The organism is Mycolicibacterium lacusdiani (assembly GCF_021916785.1).
In the GTDB taxonomy this organism is placed as follows: Bacteria; Actinomycetota; Actinomycetes; order Mycobacteriales; family Mycobacteriaceae; genus Mycobacterium; species Mycobacterium lacusdiani.
On sequence record NZ_JAKCFC010000002.1, the window covers coordinates 191,529 to 212,027 of the forward strand.

Annotated in this window: 19 protein-coding genes; 16 read left to right on the forward strand and 3 right to left on the reverse strand. The window is 68.9% G+C overall.

What is annotated here, in order from left to right:
* The first annotated feature begins 219 nt into the window (after positions 1-219).
* From LOK44_RS05875 to LOK44_RS05895, 5 genes are all read left to right on the forward strand, one after another.
* Entirely contained in the window at positions 220-603 is a 384-nt protein-coding gene (locus tag LOK44_RS05875) for a hypothetical protein (RefSeq protein WP_237569094.1), read from the forward strand.
* Positions 604-724: 121 nt separating this feature from the next.
* A complete protein-coding gene (locus tag LOK44_RS05880) occupies positions 725-2,281 on the forward strand; it encodes an aldehyde dehydrogenase (NADP(+)) (protein ID WP_249783144.1) in 1,557 nt (518 codons plus the stop codon).
* A gap of 74 nt (positions 2,282-2,355) precedes the next feature.
* Positions 2,356-3,297 carry a 5-dehydro-4-deoxyglucarate dehydratase gene (locus tag LOK44_RS05885; protein WP_237569096.1) on the forward strand — a complete coding sequence of 314 codons (942 nt, stop codon included), beginning with the start codon at positions 2,356-2,358 and terminating at the stop codon, positions 3,295-3,297.
* Entirely contained in the window at positions 3,294-4,577 is a 1,284-nt protein-coding gene (locus LOK44_RS05890) for a glucarate dehydratase family protein (protein WP_237569757.1), read from the forward strand. The genes LOK44_RS05885 and LOK44_RS05890 overlap by 4 nt, the downstream gene beginning before the upstream one ends.
* A 68-nt stretch (positions 4,578-4,645) precedes the next feature.
* Entirely contained in the window at positions 4,646-5,566 is a 921-nt protein-coding gene (locus LOK44_RS05895; RefSeq protein ID WP_237569097.1) for a LysR family transcriptional regulator, read from the forward strand.
* An 88-nt stretch (positions 5,567-5,654) separates the two neighbouring features.
* Here LOK44_RS05895 and LOK44_RS05900 read toward each other — a convergent pair whose 3' ends face one another.
* A complete protein-coding gene (locus LOK44_RS05900; RefSeq protein WP_237569098.1) occupies positions 5,655-6,647 on the reverse strand; it encodes a 2-hydroxyacid dehydrogenase in 993 nt (330 codons plus the stop codon).
* 333 nt (positions 6,648-6,980) lie between these two features.
* Here LOK44_RS05900 and LOK44_RS05905 point away from each other — a divergent pair, with 333 nt between their 5' ends.
* The 11 genes from LOK44_RS05905 to LOK44_RS05955 all read left to right on the forward strand — a co-directional run bounded on the left by LOK44_RS05905 (position 6,981) and on the right by LOK44_RS05955 (position 19,227).
* A complete protein-coding gene (locus LOK44_RS05905) occupies positions 6,981-8,585 on the forward strand; it encodes an ABC transporter substrate-binding protein (protein WP_237569099.1) in 1,605 nt (534 codons plus the stop codon).
* A gap of 38 nt (positions 8,586-8,623) precedes the next feature.
* Positions 8,624-9,553: an ABC transporter permease gene (locus LOK44_RS05910; protein WP_163921402.1), complete on the forward strand. Its 930-nt coding sequence runs from the start codon at positions 8,624-8,626 to the stop codon at positions 9,551-9,553.
* Between the two features lie 13 nt (positions 9,554-9,566).
* Positions 9,567-10,556, forward strand: a complete 990-nt coding sequence (locus LOK44_RS05915) for an ABC transporter permease (protein ID WP_237569100.1) — start codon at positions 9,567-9,569, stop codon at positions 10,554-10,556.
* A gap of 23 nt (positions 10,557-10,579) precedes the next feature.
* Positions 10,580-11,614, forward strand: a complete 1,035-nt coding sequence (locus tag LOK44_RS05920; RefSeq protein WP_237569101.1) for an ABC transporter ATP-binding protein — start codon at positions 10,580-10,582, stop codon at positions 11,612-11,614.
* The gene (locus LOK44_RS05925; protein ID WP_237569102.1) at positions 11,607-12,614 is read left to right on the forward strand and encodes an ABC transporter ATP-binding protein; all 1,008 of its coding nucleotides are present in this window, start codon (positions 11,607-11,609) and stop codon (positions 12,612-12,614) included. The genes LOK44_RS05920 and LOK44_RS05925 overlap by 8 nt, the downstream gene beginning before the upstream one ends.
* 22 nt (positions 12,615-12,636) lie before the next feature.
* A complete protein-coding gene (locus tag LOK44_RS05930; protein ID WP_237569103.1) occupies positions 12,637-13,359 on the forward strand; it encodes a sulfite exporter TauE/SafE family protein in 723 nt (240 codons plus the stop codon).
* Positions 13,360-13,396: 37 nt separating this feature from the next.
* Complete coding sequence (locus LOK44_RS05935) at positions 13,397-14,239, forward strand: IclR family transcriptional regulator (RefSeq protein WP_237569104.1); 843 nt, start codon at positions 13,397-13,399, stop codon at positions 14,237-14,239.
* Between the two features lie 85 nt (positions 14,240-14,324).
* Complete coding sequence (gudD, locus tag LOK44_RS05940; protein WP_237569105.1) at positions 14,325-15,704, forward strand: glucarate dehydratase; 1,380 nt, start codon at positions 14,325-14,327, stop codon at positions 15,702-15,704.
* Between the two features lie 4 nt (positions 15,705-15,708).
* Positions 15,709-16,692: a 2-hydroxyacid dehydrogenase gene (locus tag LOK44_RS05945; RefSeq protein WP_237569106.1), complete on the forward strand. Its 984-nt coding sequence runs from the start codon at positions 15,709-15,711 to the stop codon at positions 16,690-16,692.
* A gap of 410 nt (positions 16,693-17,102) precedes the next feature.
* Positions 17,103-18,425 (forward strand): acyltransferase family protein, encoded by a 1,323-nt coding sequence (locus LOK44_RS05950; protein ID WP_237569107.1) that lies wholly within the window; start codon positions 17,103-17,105, stop codon positions 18,423-18,425.
* 79 nt (positions 18,426-18,504) lie between these two features.
* Complete coding sequence (locus tag LOK44_RS05955) at positions 18,505-19,227, forward strand: hypothetical protein (protein ID WP_372481194.1); 723 nt, start codon at positions 18,505-18,507, stop codon at positions 19,225-19,227.
* Between the two features lie 27 nt (positions 19,228-19,254).
* Here the strand turns inward: LOK44_RS05955 and LOK44_RS05960 are convergent, their stop codons facing one another.
* Together LOK44_RS05960 and LOK44_RS05965 are read right to left on the reverse strand one after the other, a co-directional pair.
* Entirely contained in the window at positions 19,255-19,773 is a 519-nt protein-coding gene (locus tag LOK44_RS05960; protein WP_237569758.1) for a 2-oxo-4-hydroxy-4-carboxy-5-ureidoimidazoline decarboxylase, read from the reverse strand.
* Positions 19,774-19,959: 186 nt separating this feature from the next.
* A complete protein-coding gene (locus LOK44_RS05965) occupies positions 19,960-20,448 on the reverse strand; it encodes an inorganic diphosphatase (RefSeq protein ID WP_237569109.1) in 489 nt (162 codons plus the stop codon).
* Positions 20,449-20,499 lie beyond the last annotated feature (51 nt).

A 20,499-nucleotide genomic window follows, 5' to 3' on the forward strand; every position in this document is an offset into this window, starting at 1 on the left:
CCGAGAGCAGATACTGAGCCGGAATCCCGAGTAGGTCTTGTCCCTGGAGTCCGACGTCGCCACTCTCTGCTGTCACGGCTACAAACTACTAACCGCGCCATGCCCGCCGTCGCGCGCCGCACCGTGGCGTACCACCGGTCCATCCCGATGAACTCGCCCTGATCGGAACCCTCGTCGCTGCCGAACTCCGTCGCTAACCTCGCGGAGGTGCGGCTCTTCGTGGCAGATCAGACAGGCAGTGACCCCGGCGACCTCAGTGAGTTGACGGCGGGCGGCGGGCCGGTGGTCCGATTGACCGCGCCGGACCTGCAGCGCGCCAAGCGGCGCACCGACCGGATCCACGCCGACGGCGCCGACGTCGCAGTCATCCTGGACGTCGCCGTGGCGGTCCCCGGTGACTTCCGGTCGATCGGCGACACCGGGACGGTGCACTACGCGGGCACCGTCGCCGGCCTGACGGGCCTGATCGCCGACATCGACTCCGCAGGCGTCGCCGACGGGGTGACGCTCGTCCCCTCCGCCGCTCTGGAACCCGATCAGCTGCGTCGTCTGGGCCACGACGTCCTGCGCCTGCTGACCGATCGGGACCAGAAATCCGCGTGACCAACTGATGCAAGCTCTGCATTAGTCGCTGCCAAATTGGTCTTGGACATGTATCGGTGGGGGCAATAGCGTTGGGCGCGTGACAGCAACCATCGCCGAGTCCTCGCGACTCACCGGACAGATGCTCATCGCCGGCCAGCTCGTCACCGGCACCGGACAGGAGATCCGCGGCTTCGACCCCGCGAACGGGACCCTGCTCGACCCCGGCTACCGCTACGGCGACGAGTCGAACGTCGACGCCGCCTGCGCAGCGGCCGCCGAGGCGTTCGGCCCCTACCGGTCGACGACGTCGGAGCAGCGCGCCCGCTTCCTCGAGTCGATCGCCGCCAACCTGGAGACCATCGCCGCACCCCTGATCGCCCGTGCCGTCGCCGAGAGCGGCCTGCCGGAGGCTCGGATCACCGGCGAGGTCGGCCGCACCACCGGCCAGCTGAGGCTGTTCGCCGCCATCCTGCGCGAGGGCAGCTGGACCGGCGCCCGCATCGACCCGGCGCTGCCCGACCGCAAGCCGCTGCCGCGTCCCGACATCCGCCAGCGGGCCATCCCGCTCGGACCCGTCGCGGTGTTCGGCGCCAGCAACTTCCCCCTGGCCTTCTCGGTCGCCGGCGGCGATACCGCGTCGGCCCTGGCCGCGGGCTGCCCCGTCGTCGTCAAGGCGCACGACGCCCACCCCGGCACCTCCGAGCTGGTGGCCCGCGCCATCGCCGACGCCGTCGCCGCCGAGGGCCTGCCCCCGGGCACCTTCTCGCTGCTGTTCGGCTCCGGTCCCGGCCTCGGTACCGCACTGGTGACCGACCCGCGGATCAAGGCCGTCGGCTTCACCGGATCGCGTGGCGGCGGACTGGCGCTCGTCGCCGCGGCCGCAGGCAGGCCCGAACCGATCCCGGTGTACGCCGAGATGAGTTCGGTCAACCCCGTCTTCCTGCTCGACGGCGCGCTCGCAACCCGCGGTGGCGACCTCGGCCGTGCATTCGTCGGCTCACTGACCATGGGGTCGGGACAGTTCTGCACCAACCCCGGCCTGGTGATCGCCGTCGACGGGCCCGGCCTCGACGCCTTCGTCGCCGCAGCACGCGACGCAATGAGCCAGTCGTCGGCCACCCCGATGCTCACTCCGACGATCGCGAAGAGCTACGCATCCGGCGTCGACGCGCTGTCCACCGAGGCCGATCTGATCGAGCGCGGCGCCGACAGCGACAACCCGGTGGCGTGTCGCCCGGCGCTGTTCAGCACCGACGCACCCACGTTCGCCGGCTCCGAGGTGCTCCAGGGCGAGGTCTTCGGCTCGTCGAGCCTGATCGTCCGGTGCGCCGGCGTCGACGAGATGGCCACAGTCGCAGCAGGTCTCGAAGGACAGCTGACGGCCACGGTGCATGCCGACGACACCGATCTCGACGCGGCGCGCGCCTTGCTCCCGACGCTGGAGACGAAGGCGGGCCGCATCCTGTTCAACGGTTGGCCCACCGGTGTCGAGGTCGGCTACGCCATGGTGCACGGCGGTCCGTTCCCCGCGACGTCGGACTCACGGACCACCTCGGTGGGCGGGCGCGCCATCGAGCGCTTCCTGCGGCCGGTCGCCTACCAGGACGTGCCGAAGGCGTTGCTGCCCAGCGCCATCGCCGACGGCAACCCCGACGGGGCATGGCGCCGGATCGACGGCGAACTCACCCGAGACTGATCACCCGCCGGACGACTCCGGCTCACCCATCCACCCGCCAGAGCCACTCACCTTTCTTGAAAAGGAGTTCCGCCATGCCCGTTTCGTCCCTCGATGGAGTCCTGTTCTTCCCCGTCACACCGTTCACCGAGACCGGTGAGGTGGACCTGGCCGCGCTCGCCGAGCACGTCGGCAGGGGTGTGGACGCCGGCCCCGGTGGTGTGTTCATCGCCTGCGGTACAGGGGAATTCCATGCGCTCGAGTCGAACGAGTTCGCGGAGATCGTGCGAACCGCCGTCGAGGTGGCAGGCGGACGGGTGCCCGTCTACGCCGGTGCGGGCGGATCCGTCGCGCAGGCGAAGATCTTCGCCCGGCTGGCGGCCGAAGCCGGTGCCGACGGCCTGCTGCTGCTGCCGCCGTACCTGGTGACCATGCCGCAGCAGGGCCTGATCGCCTACACCCGCGAGGTCGCAGGCGCGACCGATCTGCCGGTGATCGTCTACAACCGGTCCAACGCCCGCTACACCGAGGCCTCGGCCATCGAGGTCGCACACATCCCGAACGTGGTCGGCTTCAAGGACGGCACCGGCGACATCGACCGGGTGGCCAGGATCGTGCGCGCCGTGACCGATGCGCTCGCACCGATCGGCAAGCCGTTCCAGTTCTTCAACGGCCTGCCCACCGCCGAGGTGTCCCAGCAGGCGTACCGCGCGATCGGCGTGACGCTGTACTCGTCGGCGACCTTTGCGTTCGCCCCCGAACTGGCACTGGCGTTCTACGACGCACTCGAGCGCGGCGACGAGCCGCGGACCGCGGCGCTGCTGCGCGAGTTCTTCCACCCGCTGGTTCGACTGCGCGACACCGTGCCCGGCTACGCCGTCTCGCTCATCAAGGCCGGCGTGACGATGGAGGGCATCGAGGCCGGTCCGGTGCGCGCGCCGCTCATCATGCCCGCCCCCGAGGACCTCGACGAGCTGACCCGCATCGTCGCCGCGGGTCGGGCGGTGCTGGCGGACGATCTCGTCGCGTCGCGCTGATGAGCGGACCCATTCGGGTCACCGGCGCACGGATCACGCCCGTCGCGTTCGTCGACCCGCCGCTGCTCAACACCGTCGGCGTGCACCAGCCGTACGCACTGCGCGCGATCATTCAGCTCGACACCGATGCCGGCCTGGTCGGGCTGGGGGAGACCTACGCCGACGTCGTGCACCTGCAGCGGCTGGAGGCGGCCGCCGACGCGATGATCGGCTTGGACGTGTTCGCGCTCAACCACATTCGCGCGGCGATCTCCGACCGGCTCGGCGGCGACAGCACGGGCGACGGCTCGGGACTGGCCGGAATGATCACGTCCGCCAGCGTGGTGGATCGGGTGTTCTCCCCGTTCGAGGTGGCCTGCCTCGACGTGCAGGGGCATGCCACCGGCAGACCGGTCTCCGACCTCCTCGGCGGCAGGGTTCGCGACGCGGTGCCGTTCAGCGCGTACCTGTTCTACAAGTGGGCGGCCCACCCCGGCGGTGAGCCCGACTCCTGGGGCGAGGCGTTGGACCCGGCGGGCATCGTCGCTCAGGCCACCCGCATGATCGACGAATACGGCTTCACCGCAATCAAACTCAAGGGTGGCCTCTTCCCGCCCGACGAGGAGATGAAGGCGATCGAGGCGCTGCACGACGCCTTCCCCGGACATCCGCTGCGCCTGGATCCCAACGCCGCCTGGACGCCGCAAACCTCGGTGAAGGTGGCCGCCGGACTGGCGGGAATCCTGGAGTACCTCGAGGACCCGACGCCGGACATCGCGGGCATGGCCGAGGTGGCCGCGCAGGCGCCGATGCCACTGGCCACCAACATGTGCGTCGTGGCGTTCGACCACCTGGCGCCCGCGATCGCCCAGCAGGCGGTGAAAGTCGTGCTGTCCGACCATCACTACTGGGGTGGACTGCAGCGGTCGCGGTTGCTGGCGGGCATCTGCGACACGTTCGGCCTGGGCCTGTCGATGCACTCGAATTCGCACCTGGGCATCAGCCTGGCCGCGATGGTGCATCTGGCCGGCGCCACCCCGAACCTGTCGTATGCGTGCGACACGCACTGGCCGTGGAAAGAAGAGGCCGCCGTGAATGATGTCGTGAAGCCCGGCGTGCTGGCGATCCGCGACGGCGCGGTTGCCGTGCCGACGACGCCGGGTCTTGGCGTCGAGATCGACGACGAGGCGCTGAACGCGTTGCACGAGCAGTACCTGCGGTGCGGGATTCGAGACCGCGACGACACCGGCTACATGCGCAGAATCGACCCGACGTACGAGGCGATCAGCCCCCGCTGGTGAGAACCGCCGCCCTACACTGATGCACGACCGTCAACCAAGGCGGCCTGGTTGATACTGGGAGTGCATCGATGTTCTCGCTGGCTCGATTGTCGTGCTTCATCGCCGTCGCGGAGGAACTGCACTTCGGCCGTGCGGCCGAGCGCCTGCACATGACGCAGCCGCCGCTGAGCAGGCAGATCCAGCAGCTCGAGGCCGAACTCGGCGTCCAGCTCATCGACCGCACCACCAGGACGGTCACGCTGACGCCCGCCGGCGTCGCGTTCCTGCCCGACGCGCGACGCATCCTGCAGCTCGCCGAGGGGGCTGCGCAGACCGTGAAGCGCGTTCCCGCAGGCGATCTGGGCACCGTGGTCGTGGGGTTCACCGCAGCGTCCGCGCACGCCGTGCTGCCGCGGCTGCTGGAGGCGGCCCGCGCGAAGCTGCCCGACGTCAAGCTCGACCTGCGCGAGATGGTCACCGCGGCACAGATCGAAGGTCTGGTGACAGGCGAGCTCGACCTCGGCATGGCGCGGCCACCTCTCAAGAGGCCCGGGCTGGTGTCGCGTCCGCTGCTGCACGAGCAGCTGATCGCCGCGCTGCCGAAGGGCCACCCGCTCACGGAACTGGGCAGGCAGCTGACGCTCAACGACCTCGACGGTCAGGACGTCGTCATGTACTCGCCCGTACAGGCTCGCTACTTCAACGAGCTCCTGATCAGCACGTTCACCATCGCGGGTGCGACGCCGCGGTACGTGCAGACCGTCACGCAGGTCCACACCATGCTGGTGCTGGTCCGATCGGGTATCGGCATCGCGCTGGTGCCGGCGTCGGCGGCCACGCTGCATCCGGAGGGGGTCGAGTTCCGGTCGATCGGCGCATTTCGCGAGCGGCCCGTCGAACTCGACGCCGTGTGGCGCAGCGACAGCACCAACCCCGCGCTGCACCGGCTGCTGCGCGACGTGCTGCCCCAGCGCGAGTGGACCACCGACGACCTCGTCGAGCACTTCTGACCGGCTGGATTCCTCGCGAGATCTACACCAGCGTCGTTGAATACACGCGATCGCGACCGTGGTGTAGACGTCGCGGGAAAAACGAGCGCTAGACGCGGACGGCGGGCTGCACCACCGGCGTGACGAGCCGACCGTTGGTGAGGAACTCGTCGAGGTTGCGCAGCGTCAGGTCCTCCATCGCCGCGCGCGTCTCGACCGTGCCGCTGCCGACGTGGGGCAGCAGTACGACGTTGTCCAACCGCAGCAGTTCGACGGGCACCTCGGGCTCCTCGGCGAACACGTCGAGCCCGGCGCCTGCGACGCGTCCCTCGGTCAGCGCCCGCACCAGGGCGGGCTCGTCGACGACGCTGCCGCGCGCGATGTTGATGAGGTAGCCGTCGGGGCCGAGGGCATCGAGCACGTCGGCGTCGACGAGCTTCGCCGTTCCGCTGCCGCCTGCCGCAGCGATCACCATCACGTCCACCCGGAGGGCCAGCTCGACGGGGGAGTCGACGTACTCGTACGGGGAGCCGTCGACGACGTGCCGGTTGTGGTAGGAGATCGTGCACCCGAAGGCGTTGAGCCGCTTGGCGATTGCGCTGCCGATGCGGCCGAGGCCGATGATCCCGACCTTCCTGTTGGACACCTGGTGGCTCAGCGGGTAGTTGCCGTCGACCGGCCAGTGCCCTGCGCGCAGATAGCGGTCGGCGGCGCTGAACTGACGCATCGTGTCGATCAGCAGGCCCACCGCGGTGTCCGCCACGCAGTCGGTCAGGACGTCGGGGGTGTTGGATACTCCGACGCCGCGCTCGCGTGCCGCGTCGACGTCGGTGGTGTCGTACCCGACGCCGAAGTTCACCACCGCGCCGAGGTTGGGGAGCGCGGCCATCAGCTCCACGTCGACACCCGTGCGGCCCGAGGTGACGACTGCGCCGACGTCCGCGCCGAACCGGTCGAGGAACTCCGTCCGCGCCTGCTGATCGCCAGGCAGTTCCAGGGCGTCGTAGGTGATGCGCAGCGTCTCCGACAGGGAGGGCTTGAGCGGCCCCACCTGCAGCACGCGGCGTGGCGAGCGGTCGCCTGGAACGGGGGTCGTGGGCACGGCTGTCTCCTCGGGTGGCTGGAATGCCTGTACGTACCGTAAGGACGCGCGCGAATACCTGTCCAACTCGGAATTAGCATGGCTTGATACCCAAGGGGCATAACTGCGGGAATCGGGGCCGCTGCCGGGTATCGACGACCTGCCGTAGATCGCATCGCCCCAGCTCAATGCCTGTTTATGGCCATGATCAGGTTGGCCGATCCTGCCCCAAAAAGGCGGTTCGGGACCCCTGATGGTGGGTTGACGCTGTTCCGCGGCCGCTCCTACGGTGTGTCTACCGTCACAGACCTCATCCACATACGTGGACGTCACAGCCCCGACATGGAGGAAAACATGGCCGCATCTCCGGTGCCTGTGCCACACCGGCGGACCCGCCGCGCAGGAATCACCGCACTCGCGGTGGCCGGCGCCTGCCTCGTCGCCAGCGGCTGCACGGTCGCGAACTCCGGATCCGGCGGCTTCGACACCAACACGCTGCGCATCGTCCTGTCCCAGGAACCGCCGACCCTGGAACCCTGCGAGAGTTCGCTCACCTCCACCGGCATCGTGGTCCGGTCGAACATCACCGAGCCTCTCATCGAGCGCGACCCCACCAGCGGCGACTTGGCGCCCCTGCTCTCGACCGGCTGGCGTCAGACCTCGCCGACGGAGTGGACGTTCGACGTCCGCAGCGGCGTCACCTTCTCCGACGGCAAGCCGTTCAGCGCCAAGGACGCGGCCTATTCGATCGACCGCGCCGTCAACTCCGACTTGGGTTGCAACGTCGACGGATACGTCTTCGGCGACGAGAAGCTGAAGCTCGCCACCCCCGACGACGCCACACTGACGGTCGCGACCGAGCAGCCCGATCCGATTCTCCCGCTGCGCATCTCGTTCGTCGAAATGGTGCCCGTGGGCACCAGCATGACCGAGAAGGTGCGCGAGCCGATCGGTACCGGCCCGTACGCGATCGCGGATTGGGAGTACGGGCAGAAGCTGATCCTGGCCCGCAACGACGCCTACTGGGGTCCTGAGCCCGCGTTCCCCCGCGCCGAATACCAATGGCGCAGCGAGGGCAGCGTGCGCGCCGCCATGATCACCAACGACGAGGCCGACATCGCCACCTCGCTGGGCCCCGAGGATGGCGCCGGCGACCGTGGCGTGCCGTTCCAAAACAACGAGACCACCGCACTTCGCATGCAGGCCACCGAGGCGCCGCTCGACGACATGCGGGTGCGCCAGGCCATCAACTACGCGGTGAACCGCACCGGCATCGTCAAGGCACTGTTCCGCGGACTCGGCGATCCTGCCTCACAACTGATTCCGTCCGGCGTCGTCGGTTACAACGACCAACTGCAACTGTGGCCGCACGACGCGGACAAGGCCAGGGAACTCGTCGCCGATGCGAAGGCCGACGGCGTGCCCGTCGACCGTCAGATCCGCCTCATCGCCCGCACCGCGCAGTTCCCGAAGATTGCCGAGACGGTCGAGGTGCTGCAGAGCGAGTTCACCGACATCGGACTCAACGTCAAGATCGAGATGATGGACACCGCCAGCCAGCTGCAGTACCAGCTGCGGCCGTTCCCGGCGAACACCGGTCCGTACCTCCTGATGATCATGCACGGCAACCAGGCCGGCGACGCCGCCTTCACGATGGACCAGTACATGCTCAGCGATGGGCCGCAGAGTGCCTACGGCACAACGGAGTTCGACGCCAAGATTCGCGCCGCGGAAGCCCTCACCGGCCAGGCCCGCCAAGACGCCTTCGCGAAGCTGTTCGCCGAGGAACCCCAGGAGATCATGCAGATGGCCTACATCGCCCACATGAAGGGCATCCTCGGCAAGTCCCCGCGCGTCGACTACACCCCGAACTCCGCCACCGGTGACGAGATGCGGCTATCCGAGATGACCGTGTCCGCCGATGGCACCGGCGACCCGGTCGATCCCGCCGTCTCCTGAGCCACTGCCGACCAACTCCACGACCAGGAGATCAGCCCATGTTCTCGTTCGTCCGGCGCCGGATGTACACCAGCGCACTGCCCCTCATCATCGTGCTGCTCGGCGTGTTCCTGCTCGCCCGCCTCACCGGTGACCCGACCAACCTCTACCTGCCCGAGTCGGCCACCGCCGACCAGCGTGCGGAGTTCGCGGCCAAGAACGGCTTCGACCAGCCGATGCTGACCCAGCTGGTCGACTACTTCAAGGGTGTCCTGCACCTCGACTTCGGCACGTCGCTGCGCACAGGTGAGTCGGCGTCGTCGATGGCATTTCGCGCCTTCCCGGCGACCCTGCAGCTCGCGTTCGCGACGATGCTGCTCGCGATCGTCGGTGCTGTCATCATCGGCTGCTGGGCCGCCTACCGGCCCAACTCGCTGGCCGACCGCTTCTCGAGCCTGCTGTCGATGACCGCGGCGAGCATCCCGGACTTCTGGTTCGCCATCACCGGCGTCTGGCTCTTCGCAGTGCTCATGGGCTGGCTGCCCACCTCCGGCACCGACGCGGGCGTGCTGTCGTGGATCCTGCCGATCGCCACGCTGATGATCCGACCGCTCGGCGTGCTCACGCAGGTGGTCAGGGGCGCGATGGTCTCGGCACTGTCGGCGCCGTACGTACGGCTCGCGCGCAGCAAGGGCGCCAGCGACTTTCGCGTCGTCACCCACCACGCGCTGCGCAACGCCGCAGCCCCCGCGCTCACCGTCGCAGGCGATCTCGCCGTCGGCCTCATCAACGGCGCGGTGGTGGTCGAGGCGATCTTCGGCTGGCCCGGCATCGGCAAGCTCATGATCGACGCGATCCTGCAGCGCGACTTCGCGGTGCTGCAGGCCGCGGTCCTGCTGACCGCGGTGAGCATCTTCGTCCTCAACATCGCCATCGACGCCTGCTACGCGCTGCTCGACGCACGCGTGCGGGAACCGGCCAAGGTCTAAGGGAGCAGCCGCCATGAGCACTCAGCTCGATCTCGTACCAGTCAAGCCCACCACCGCGATCGTCGGCGAGTCCGGAGGCAAGCGACGCAAGTCGGGCAGCTCGAGCTGGTATCGCCTGCTGGTCAACGACCGGGTCGCCGCGGCCGCCGCCGTCGTCCTCGGCCTGGTGTTCCTGACCGCGATCTTCGGCCCGATGCTGATGGGCGGGCTCGCCACCGACATCGACCTCGACAACTCGAACCAGGCGCCGTTCACGCTCGCCAACGGCTGGGCGAACATCCTCGGCACCGACCCACTGGGGCGCAGCATGCTCGCCCGGCTGGTCGTCGCCTGCCGGACCACGCTGTCGGTGGCGATCCCCGCCGTGGTGATCTCCGCGATCGTGGGTTCGATCGTCGGGATGTGGGCCGGCTTCTACCGCGGCTGGCGGGAGACCGTCGCGATGCGCATCGCCGACGTCATCATGAGCTTCCCGTCGCTGCTGCTGGCCGTGGTCGTCCTCTACGTCTTCTCGCCGAGCGCTGCCAACATCGTGCTGGTGCTGGCGATCACCCGCATCCCGGTGTACCTGCGCACCGCCCGCGCCGAGTCGGCAGAGCTGTCGAGCCGCGTGTTCGTCGACGCCGCCCGCACGTTTGGAGCCAGCGGACGCTCGATCATCACGCGCCACGTCGTGCCGATCGTGCTGCCGACGCTGCTCACCGTGGCGACGCTGGACTTCTGCTACGTCATGCTCGCCGAGTCCTCGCTCAGCTTCCTCGGCATCGGCATCCAGCCGCCCGACGTCAGCTGGGGCCTGATGGTCGCCCAGGGCCGCACCTACCTGCATACGGCCTGGTGGCTGTCGTTCTTCCCGGGTCTGGCCATCGTCATCACCACGGTGTCGGCGACCATCCTCGCCGCCTGGGCCAGGATCGCGACCGACCCGGGTCAGCGGTGGCGCCTGACCGTCCCGCAGAAACGCCTGTCCCGCTTCGCCAAGACCGGAAAGCGCCTGTCGTGAAAGCGCCTCTCGAAGGGAATGTCATGACCGCCCAGGTAGCCGAGCACCCGTCCGCCGACCGCACCGAAGCAGACCCCGCGCTGCGGGTCGACGGGCTCACGGTCGACATCCGCACCATCGCAGGCAGCGTGCGCGCCGTCGACCACGTGTCGTTCTCGGCGCACCGCGGCGAAACACTGGCGCTGCTCGGGGAATCCGGCTGCGGCAAGTCGATGACCGCAACCGCACTCGTCGGGCTGCTCGAACCCGTCGCCGAGGTGACGGGCGGCTCCGCCGAAATCGCGGGCCGCAACGGCACCGCCGATCTGCTGGCGGTCGACCGCAAGACGCGGCGGCAGATGGCCGGCACCGAGCTGGCCATCGTCTTCCAGGACGCGCTCACCGCACTCAACCCGCTCTACACCGTCGGCACCCAGCTGGCCGAGCCGTTCCGCATCCACCATGGGATGAGCGCGAAGGACGCCAAGCGCAAGGCCGTGGAACTCATGACACGCGTGGGCATCCCGCAGCCGGAGGAACGCCTCAAGAGCTACCCGCACCAGTTCTCCGGCGGCATGCGCCAGCGCCTGTTGATCGCCATGGCGGTCGCGCTGAACCCGCGCGTCCTGATCGCCGACGAACCGACCACCGCGCTCGACGTCACCGTGCAGGCACAGATCATGGCGCTGCTGAAGAGCCTGCGCGCGGAGTACGACATGGCCGTCGTGCTCATCACCCACGACCTCGCGCTGGTGGCCGAGGAAGCCGATCGCGTCGCGGTGATGTACGCGGGCAACGTCATCGAGACCGGGCTCGTCGCCGAGGTGTTCGCCGGGCCAAAGCACCCGTACACCAAGGGCCTGCTGAACTCCGTGCCCATCAACGCCGAGCGGGGTGCGCACCTCAAGTCGATCGGCGGGTCGCCACCTGACCTGAACTCCATCCCGAAGGGTTGTGTGTACCAGGAGCGGTGCCCGCTCGCCGCCGAGATCTGCCGCACCGCGCGGCCCGCACTCGCGCCCGTCGGCGCAGGACGCCGGTCGGCGTGCCACTTCCCCGAGGAGGTCACCAATGTCTGATCAGCTGCTCACCGTCCGCGACCTGACCAAGTCGTTCCGGGTGCCCGGCGGCCGCAAGGGCAACGACAGGCTGTGCGCCCTCGACGGCATCGACCTCGACCTGGCCCGCGGCCAGACGCTCGGGTTGGTCGGCGAATCCGGTTGCGGCAAGTCGACTCTGGCTCGCACGCTGATGATGCTCGAACGTCCCGACTCGGGCACGGTCACCTTCGACGGCATCGACCCCTTCGCACTCAAGGGCAAGGAGCTGCTCGAGTTCCGTCGCCGCGTGCAGATGGTGTTCCAGGATCCCTACGCGTCACTCAACGCGCGGATGTCGGCGGGCGACATCATCGCCGAGCCGTGGCGGACCCACCGCGGGCTGCACCCGTCCCGCAAGGACCGCGACGCCAGGGTGCGCGAACTGCTCGACCTGGTCGGGCTCGGCGCCAAGGCGATCGACAAGTTCCCGCAGGAGTTCTCGGGCGGGCAGCGTCAGCGGATCGGCATCGCCAGGGCGCTCGCGCTCGACCCGGACGTGATCATCTGCGACGAGCCCGTATCGGCGCTCGACCTGTCGGTGCAGGCGCAGGTGCTCAACCTCCTCAACGATCTGCAGCAGCAGCTCGGGATCTCGTACGTGTTCATCTCCCACGATCTGTCGGTCGTGCGGCACGTCGCCGACCGGGTAGCGGTCATGTACCTCGGCCGTATCGTCGAGTCCGGACCCACCGACGCCGTCTTCGACCAGCCCAGCCACCCGTACACCGGGGCCCTGATGTCGGCGGCGCCCAAGCTCGACGCCGTGGACCGCGCCGACCGTATCCTGCTCAAGGGTGAGGTGCCCTCACCGCTCAACCCGCCGTCGGGATGCCGGTTCCGCACCCGCTGCTGGAAGGCGACCGACGTGTGCGCCGAGGAACTGCCGCCGCTGGCAATCGATTCCGCGGTGCCGGGCCACGCCGCGGAATGCCACCACCCGCTGACCGAGGACCGTGCGGCCCTGTCGCAGAGCGCGTGAGCCGGTTCGGTGCTGACGACCGGTGAGCGTCACGGCGTACTCCGTCATCGCGGTCGCGATCCTGTTCGCGTCGTGCCTGCAGGCGTCGATCGGCTTCGGCATGGGGATGTTGGCGGCGCCTGTGGTGGCGTTGGTCGATCCCAGCCTGATCCCCGGCACGCTGATCATGCTGGCCTCGCTGGTCACGCTGATGGTGGTGATCCGCGAACGCACGGCGATCGACGTGCGGGGCACCGGCTGGGCGCTGGTCGGCCGGGTTCCGGGGACCGTCGCCGGAGCGCTGCTGCTGGCTGCGATGCCCGAACGCGCCCTGGCGCTGGCGATTGCAGGCGTCGTGCTGGCGGGCGTGCTGGTGACCAGCATGGGCTGGGCGCCGACCCCGCGCCGACGCAACCTGGTGCTCGCGGGCGCGACGTCCGGCGTCCTCGGAACGGCGACGTCGATCGGTGGACCGCCGATGGCGCTGGTGTGGCAGCGCAGCACCGGTGCGGAACTGCGCGGCACGATGAGCGGCTTCTTCCTCATCGGCTCGGTGCTGTCCATCGGGATGCTCAGCCTCACCGGCTCGATCGACGGGGACACGTGGCGCTGGTTCGCGTTCCTGGTCCCGGCCACCGTGGTCGGCTGCGCGCTGTCGCGGTGGGCGAACCGGTTACTCAACGCCCAGCGGCAGCGCTGGACAGCGATCGTGGTGTCCGCCGTCGGTGCGGGGGTGCTCGTCGTCCAGCAGGTGGGGGCGCTGTGACGCCCACCGAGCCCGGTCACCGGGTTACCGTACGGGGGTGGCATCGGTGACGTCGGGCACATCGGAATCCGTCGACGGCGTTGTGCGGAAGATGAATTCGTCGCGGTCGGGCGTGAAGTCGGCCGCACGGACCGTGGAAGTCCTCGAGTACCTGGCGGCGCGGCAGGACCGGCCTGCGCGGATCCGCGAGATCAGCGAGGCGCTCGACATGCCGCGCAGCAGCGCCCATGCACTGCTCCGCACGCTGATGGCGCAGGGCTGGGTGCGGGCCGACGACGCCGGGACGCAGTACGGCATCGGCATTCGCGCGCTGCTCGTCGGCACCAGCTACCTCGACAGCGACCCGTACCTGCCGATGATCACCCCGTTCCTCGACGAACTGCGCCAGGACCTCGACGAGACCTTCCACGTCGGGCGGCTCGATCTGACCGACGTCGTGTACCTCGCCACCCGCGAATCCCGGCAGTACCAGCGCGCTGCGAGCCGGGTGGGCAGGCGTCTCCCCGCCTACGCCACCGCGCTCGGCAAGGCTCTGCTGGCCGACCGGATCGCCGACGATCGCGACCGGCACGTTCCCGAGGTCCTCCAGGCACTGACGCCCAACACCATCACCGATCGCGCCGGGCTGGACGCCGCACTCGAGACGGCGCTGGTCCGTGGCTACGCCACCGACGACGAGGAGAACACCCCGGCGGTGCGGTGCTTCGCCGTCGCACTGCGGTACACCCGGCCCGCGCAGGACGCGATCAGCGCATCGGTGCCGATCGCGCGCCTGACGCCCGCCCGTGAACGCGAGATCGTCGAAGCGCTGTGCGCCATGGGCGACAAGGTGACTCGCGTCCTCCGCCCGGTGGCCAACGGTGACAAGTGGTTCGCGTGACGGGGTGTAGTCGATGCGTCTGCGGCATCAATCAATGCCTTAACGGTGTTGGACGTGCATCGACGGTGGTTCGTAGGCTGAGCACATGACGCTGCACCCTTCCCCGTCGCTGCGCGCGCCCGGCACCAGCCGTACGCCGGTCGTCACCGAGATGCGCGTCGTTCCCATCGCTGGCCACGACAGCATGCTGCTGAACCTCAGCGGCGCACACGGGCCTTTCTTCACGCGAAACCTGGTGATCGTCACCGACTCCAGCGGCAACACCGGTGTCGGCGAGGTGCCGGGGGGAGCCGCCATCGCGCGGACGCTCGACGACGCCAGGGGGCTGGTCGAGGGACGCAGCATCGGCGACTACCACGCCGTGCTCAACGACATCCGCCGCACCTTCGGCGATCGTGACGCCGGCGGCCGCGGTGCGCAGACCTTCGACCTGCGCGTCACCGTGCATGCGGTGACCGCCGTCGAGTCCGCACTGCTCGACCTCCTCGGCCGCCACCTGGAGGTTCCCGTGGCCGCACTGCTCGGCGACGGTCAGCAGCGGTCCAGGGTCCAGGCGCTGGGCTACCTCTTCTTCGTGGGCGACCGGACCAGGACCGACCTGCCCTACCGTTCGGCGGCCGACGAAGGCGCCGACGCCGACGACTGGATGCGGATCCGCCACGACGAGGCCCTGACCCCGGAAGCCGTCGTCCGGCTCGCCGAGGCCGCCCGCGACCGGTACGGCTTCCGCGACTTCAAGCTCAAGGGCGGCGTGCTGCCCGCACCCGACGAGGCGAAGGCGGTCATCGCGCTGGCGGACCGGTTCCCCGACGCCCGGATCACTCTGGACCCCAACGGTGGCTGGCTGCTGGCCGATGCCATCACCACCTGCCGCGAGTTGGCCGGCGTGCTCGCCTACGCCGAGGATCCGGTGGGACCGGAGGGCGGATTCTCCGGCCGTGAGGTGATGGCCGAGTTCAAGCGCGCCACCGGCCTGCCGACAGCCACCAACATGATCGCGACCGACTGGCGCGAGATGGGTCACGCGATCCGTTCCGGGGCGGTCGACATCCCGCTGGCCGATCCGCACTTCTGGACCATGGCCGGGTCGGTACGCGTCGCCCAGCTGTGCGACGCGTGGGGGCTCACCTGGGGCTCGCACTCCAACAACCACTTCGACGTGTCGCTGGCGATGTTCACCCACGTCGCCGCCGCCGCACCGGGCGACATCACGGCCATCGACACGCACTGGATCTGGCAGGACGGGCAGCGGATCACCAAGGCACCCTTCGAGATCTTCGACGGGTACCTCGACGTCCCGGACGCACCCGGACTCGGCGTCGAACTCGATGACGACGCCGTGGCAGCCGCCCACGAGCTGTACCTGAGCGAGGGCCTGGGCGCACGCGACGACGCCATCGCGATGCAGTACCTGGTTCCCGGCTGGACGTTCGACTCCAAACGACCTGCACTGCACCGGGACTGACGCCGTGAAGATCCTGATCGCCGATGCCAACCTCGCCCCGCACCGCGAGCGCCTCGAGGCGGCACTGCCCGCCGATGCCACCACGGTGTGGCGCCCCGGCGCCGCCGCGGCCGATCTGCTCGACGACCTCCGCGACGCGGAGGTATACGTCGGCGCCCGATTCACCGCGGAGATGGCAGGCGCGGCAGAGAAATTGCGGCTGATCCACGTCGCGGGAGCGGGAACCGACCGCGTCGACTTCTCGGTACTCGGTCCCGACGTCCTGGTGGCCAACACCTTCCACCACGAAAGGTCCATCGCCGAGTACGTACTGGCGACCGCGATCGTGCTACGACGGGACTTCCTTGCCCAGGATCGCGCGCTGCGGCGCGGAACGTGGGCGACCTCGGTCTACGACGACACCATCCCGCAGCTGGGCACGCTCCGCGACAGCCGGATCGGGTTCGTCGGCTTTGGCCACATCGGCCAGTGCGCGTGGGACCTGTTCCGGGCGGTCGGTTGCAGCGGCGTGGCGGTGACCGGATCGGGACGCCAGGACGGTGCGGCGTACGGACTCGACTGGGTGGGCGACACCTCCCGGCTCGGTGCGCTCGCACGGGAGGTCGACGTCATGGTGGTGTCGGCGCCGCTGACGCCGGCGACCACCGGGATGATCGGCACGGCCGAACTGCGGGCGCTGGGTGCCGAGGGAGTGCTGGTCAACGTCGGGCGCGGACCGCTGATCGACGAGCGAGCGCTCTACGACGCTCTCGTCGAGGGCCAGATCCGGGCCGCCGCCATCGACGTCTGGTATCGCTACCCGTCGGCGCCGGGTACGCCCACCGCCGTCGGCGACCTGCCGTTCGGCGAGCTGTCGAACCTCGTGATGACGCCGCATTCGTCCGGGGTCACCACCGATACCTTCCGTGGCCGCGCCGACGACATCGCCGCCAACATCGGCAGGCTGGGCCGCGGCGAGCAACTGCGCAACGTCGTGAGCCCCGGCTGAGGCCACGGCCGCCCGGCGCAGTACCGCTACCGCCTACCTAGTTAGCTGCAGGCGCGATTCCTTTCTTTGACAAGCAACTGGGCTACGCAATGGTGATAGCCGACAATGGTGAAAAGACGGCCCTGGCAAATTCTCGCCGGGGATGCGAATAGCGCTTCGGACATTCGGATTCGGCATGATTCGTCACGATCAGCTATCGTTGTGACGCTCGCGGAAACCGGTCACGACGTGCTGATTCGACATCACGGCCCCGATGTCACGGCAATGACGAAATGGATCCGACACGTGGTCACAATGGCGTCATATTCGATACCGTCGTTTCGGTCTCCGGGAGTAACTGAACCGTTGGCATCGAATCCTGCGCATCCGGACTATCGCTCGGCGTGGGTGCGACCTCAGGAGGCGTGGGCATGACCCGAAGGACTGAGACGCCGGGCGCGGCCCCCCCGCCCGCGACGAAGGTGCCGGGGCGGGTGCGGGCCAGGATCATCGGCCTGGACGGCGTCCGCGGCATCCTGTGCCTGTCGATCGCCATCACCCACGTCACCACCCACTTCTCACCGAACACCGCGCAGACCTGGATGACGAGCCTGCTCGGCTTCTCGCTGGTCTACTTCTTCGTCCTGAGCGGCTTCCTGCTGTTCCTGCCCTACGTGCGGAACCTGTCCGACGACCGCGACGTCGCACGCATGCCGAGCATCGGTGACTACACGCTGCACCGCGTCGCGCGGATCATGCCGGTCTACATCGTCATCTTCCTGATCGTGAACTACCTGCTGCGGGTCTCCTACGTCGAGAACCCCGTCCTGCAGAAGGTCGGCACCGACGAGGGAACCGGGATGATCACCGACCCGTGGCAGCTGCTCGCCAACCTCACGCTCACGCAGTCCTACTTCCCGCAGTACATCCAAACGGGTATCAACCCCGCGTGGTCGCTGACGCTGGAGTACGCCTTCTACGCGTCGCTGCCGCTCCTGGGCATGGCGTTGTTTGCGCTGCGCAAGCGCATCTCGATGAACCCACTGGTGCTGGCCGCGCTGGCCCCGGCGCTGCTGCTGGTCATCGGCTTGATCGGCCGGAGTCTGATCCCGCTCGTCTTCGCGCACTCCGGCTCGACCGACTTCATGTTGCTCAACTGGGGCCCGAACTGGGCTGCGGTCTTCACCAAGAGCTTCCTGACCAACGCCGACAACTTCGCACTCGGCATGTTCGCCGCAGTGGTGTTCGTGGCCATGGAACGCGGCGTCCTGCGCGAGCGGATCAGCAAGCGGGTGCGGGTGATCTCGGCCGCCGCGATCCTGCCGATGCTGGCCGTCTCCGCGGTGACGCTGGCGGTGGCCAACCAGTTCACCACCGCAGGTGTCGCCGTCGTGGCCGCCCTGATGATCCTGGTCATCGTCGCCCCGCTGGCCCGCGGGCAAAAGACCAAGCTCGCCGTCTGGCTCGACGCCCGACCCATCCGCTACGTCGGCGAGATCTCGCTGTCTGCCTACCTGTGGCACTTCCCGATGATCCTGGTCCTCGGCAGGCTGGGTGTGATGGCGGGCGACGACGCGTGGGGGATGTGGCGCAACGTCGTGGTGCTGCTGGCCGCCACGATCGCCGTCGCATCGATCACGTACTACGGCGTCGAGAAGCCGGTGATGAAGTGGGCCAAGACACTTCGCAAGAAGAAGGTCGCGGTGCCCGCTGATCCCGAACTGGCGCCTGCCGGCATCCCGAAGACCCCTTAAGTGCCCTGCTACTCAGGCTGATTCGAATAGGTTGCAGCGCTGTGGCCGTCCTGTGATGGTGCCCTGCGACCATCTTCGAGTGACACCTTCAGTGGCGACGACGGACAGTGGGCTGGCCGCTCGCGTCGCGGCCATCGCTTCGATCGGGGCCGCGGTGATCCACTTCGCCGTCATGCCCGACCACTGGCGCGACTGGGTGCCCTCTGGGGTCTTCTTCGCCGGGATCGCGGTGTTCCAACTGGTGTGGGGGCTCGCCGTCCTGACGCGTCGCCCTGGCGCGTTGCTTCTGGTGATCGGGATCCTGACCAACCTGGGGTCGGTTGCGCTGTGGGCGCTGTCCCGGACCGCGGGTGCGCCGTTCGGGCCGCACGCCGGCGAGCCGGAGTTGGTGCAGGCCGCGGGAATCTGCTCGCTCATGCTGCAGGGCTACGTCGTCATGGGCGCGGCCTGGCTGTGGAGCCGGGGCCGTCGGTCCGGCGCCATACCGGTTTTCGGCTACGGGCTCGTCCTGCTCGGCGCAACCAGTGTCATCGCCATGGCGGCCGCGGTGGGCGTGGCGTCGGGACTGCAGCACCAGCATCACTCGGGCACCGAGGCGGCGCACGACGACCATGCAGCGGTTCCCGCGGAAGACCATGCGCAGCACGATCATTCGACGCCTGCCGTACCTCCGCAGCCGGCTCCCGGGGCACCGGCGCAGTTGGCCGACACCGGCAAGCGCCCGGCGCCGCGGGTCGTCGTCGTGGAACCGCCGGCACCCGCCCCAGTTGAGTCCGACGGACACGACCACGACCACGGGTAGCGCGTCGCGTCGGCCCGGCGAACCGGCTCAGCACCAGTTCTGGTAGCCGCCCTCGGGTCCCAGCATCCGCTCCAGCCGCGTGCGGTTGATGCGCGCCAGCTCGTTGCGGACGACCTTGCGCTCGGTCTCCACGTCGTGATGCATGCGCTCGATGACGGTCTTCAGCACGTCGGTGGCACACGCTCCGTCGACGAACATCACGAAGGTGAAGCGGAACCGCTCGGCGTACCGGGCGGCCGTGTCGTTCAGTGCGGTCATCACGGTCTCGTCGTCGTCCCACACCGAGCACTGCTCTGCCTGCGACCACGCGCTACGCGGCCGTCGGCCGATGGTGGGACACGCCTCGAGGATCTGGTCGATGGCCGGCTCCGGCATCGAGAACAGCAGCGCGTCGGCCCGGCGGAACAGTGCGTCGTGACCGTCGTAACTGCGGCCGGCGACGATGTCGCGCGCCAGCGCCAGGCTGTTGCAGCACTCGTAGACGGCGTGCACCGCCTTGCGTTCGGGCCAGGCGTTGAATGCCGCCAGGCCCACTCCCTGATGCATCAACACGCAGCCCATGATCCGAGGCCGATGGTGCGCCTGCGTTACCCCGTGTTACGCCGAGGAAAATTCGCCCTCCGGCAGGTAGGCGGGCGGGCGGGCGGGCGGTCCCTGTTGCGCCGAACTGGAGCGTCACGTCGCGATCGGTGGCGAATTCACGACGTGACTCTCCAGTTCGGCGGAGGAAGCTCAGTGCCCGCTGGTCTTGAAGCGCTCGATCGACCGGGTGATCTCCGCCTCGGCCTCGCTGCGGCCGACCCAGTCGGCGGCCTCGACGAACTTGCCCGGCTCCAGGTCCTTGTAGTGCACGAAGAAGTGCTTGATCGCCTCGAGTTCGAAGGACGGGACGTCCCCGAGGTCCTGAATGTGATCCCAACGAGGGTCGCCGGCAGGCACGCACAGCACCTTGTCGTCGCCGCCCGCATCGTCGGTCATCTGGAACATCGCGACGGGCCGGACGTCGATCGCCGCGCCCGGGAACAGCGATTCGGGCAGCAGCACCAGCGCGTCGAGCGGGTCGCCGTCCTCGCCGAGGGTGTCCTGGATGAAGCCATAGTCGGCGGGGTAGCCGAACGCGGTGTAGAGGTACCGGTCGAGCTTGACCTTGCCGGTCTCGTGATCGACCTCGTACTTGTTGCGCGAGCCCTTGGGGATCTCGACGACGACCTCGAACTCCACGGTCGCGGCTCCTTCGTGTGATGTGGTGAGTGCGGTCAGCGCCTCGCCAGG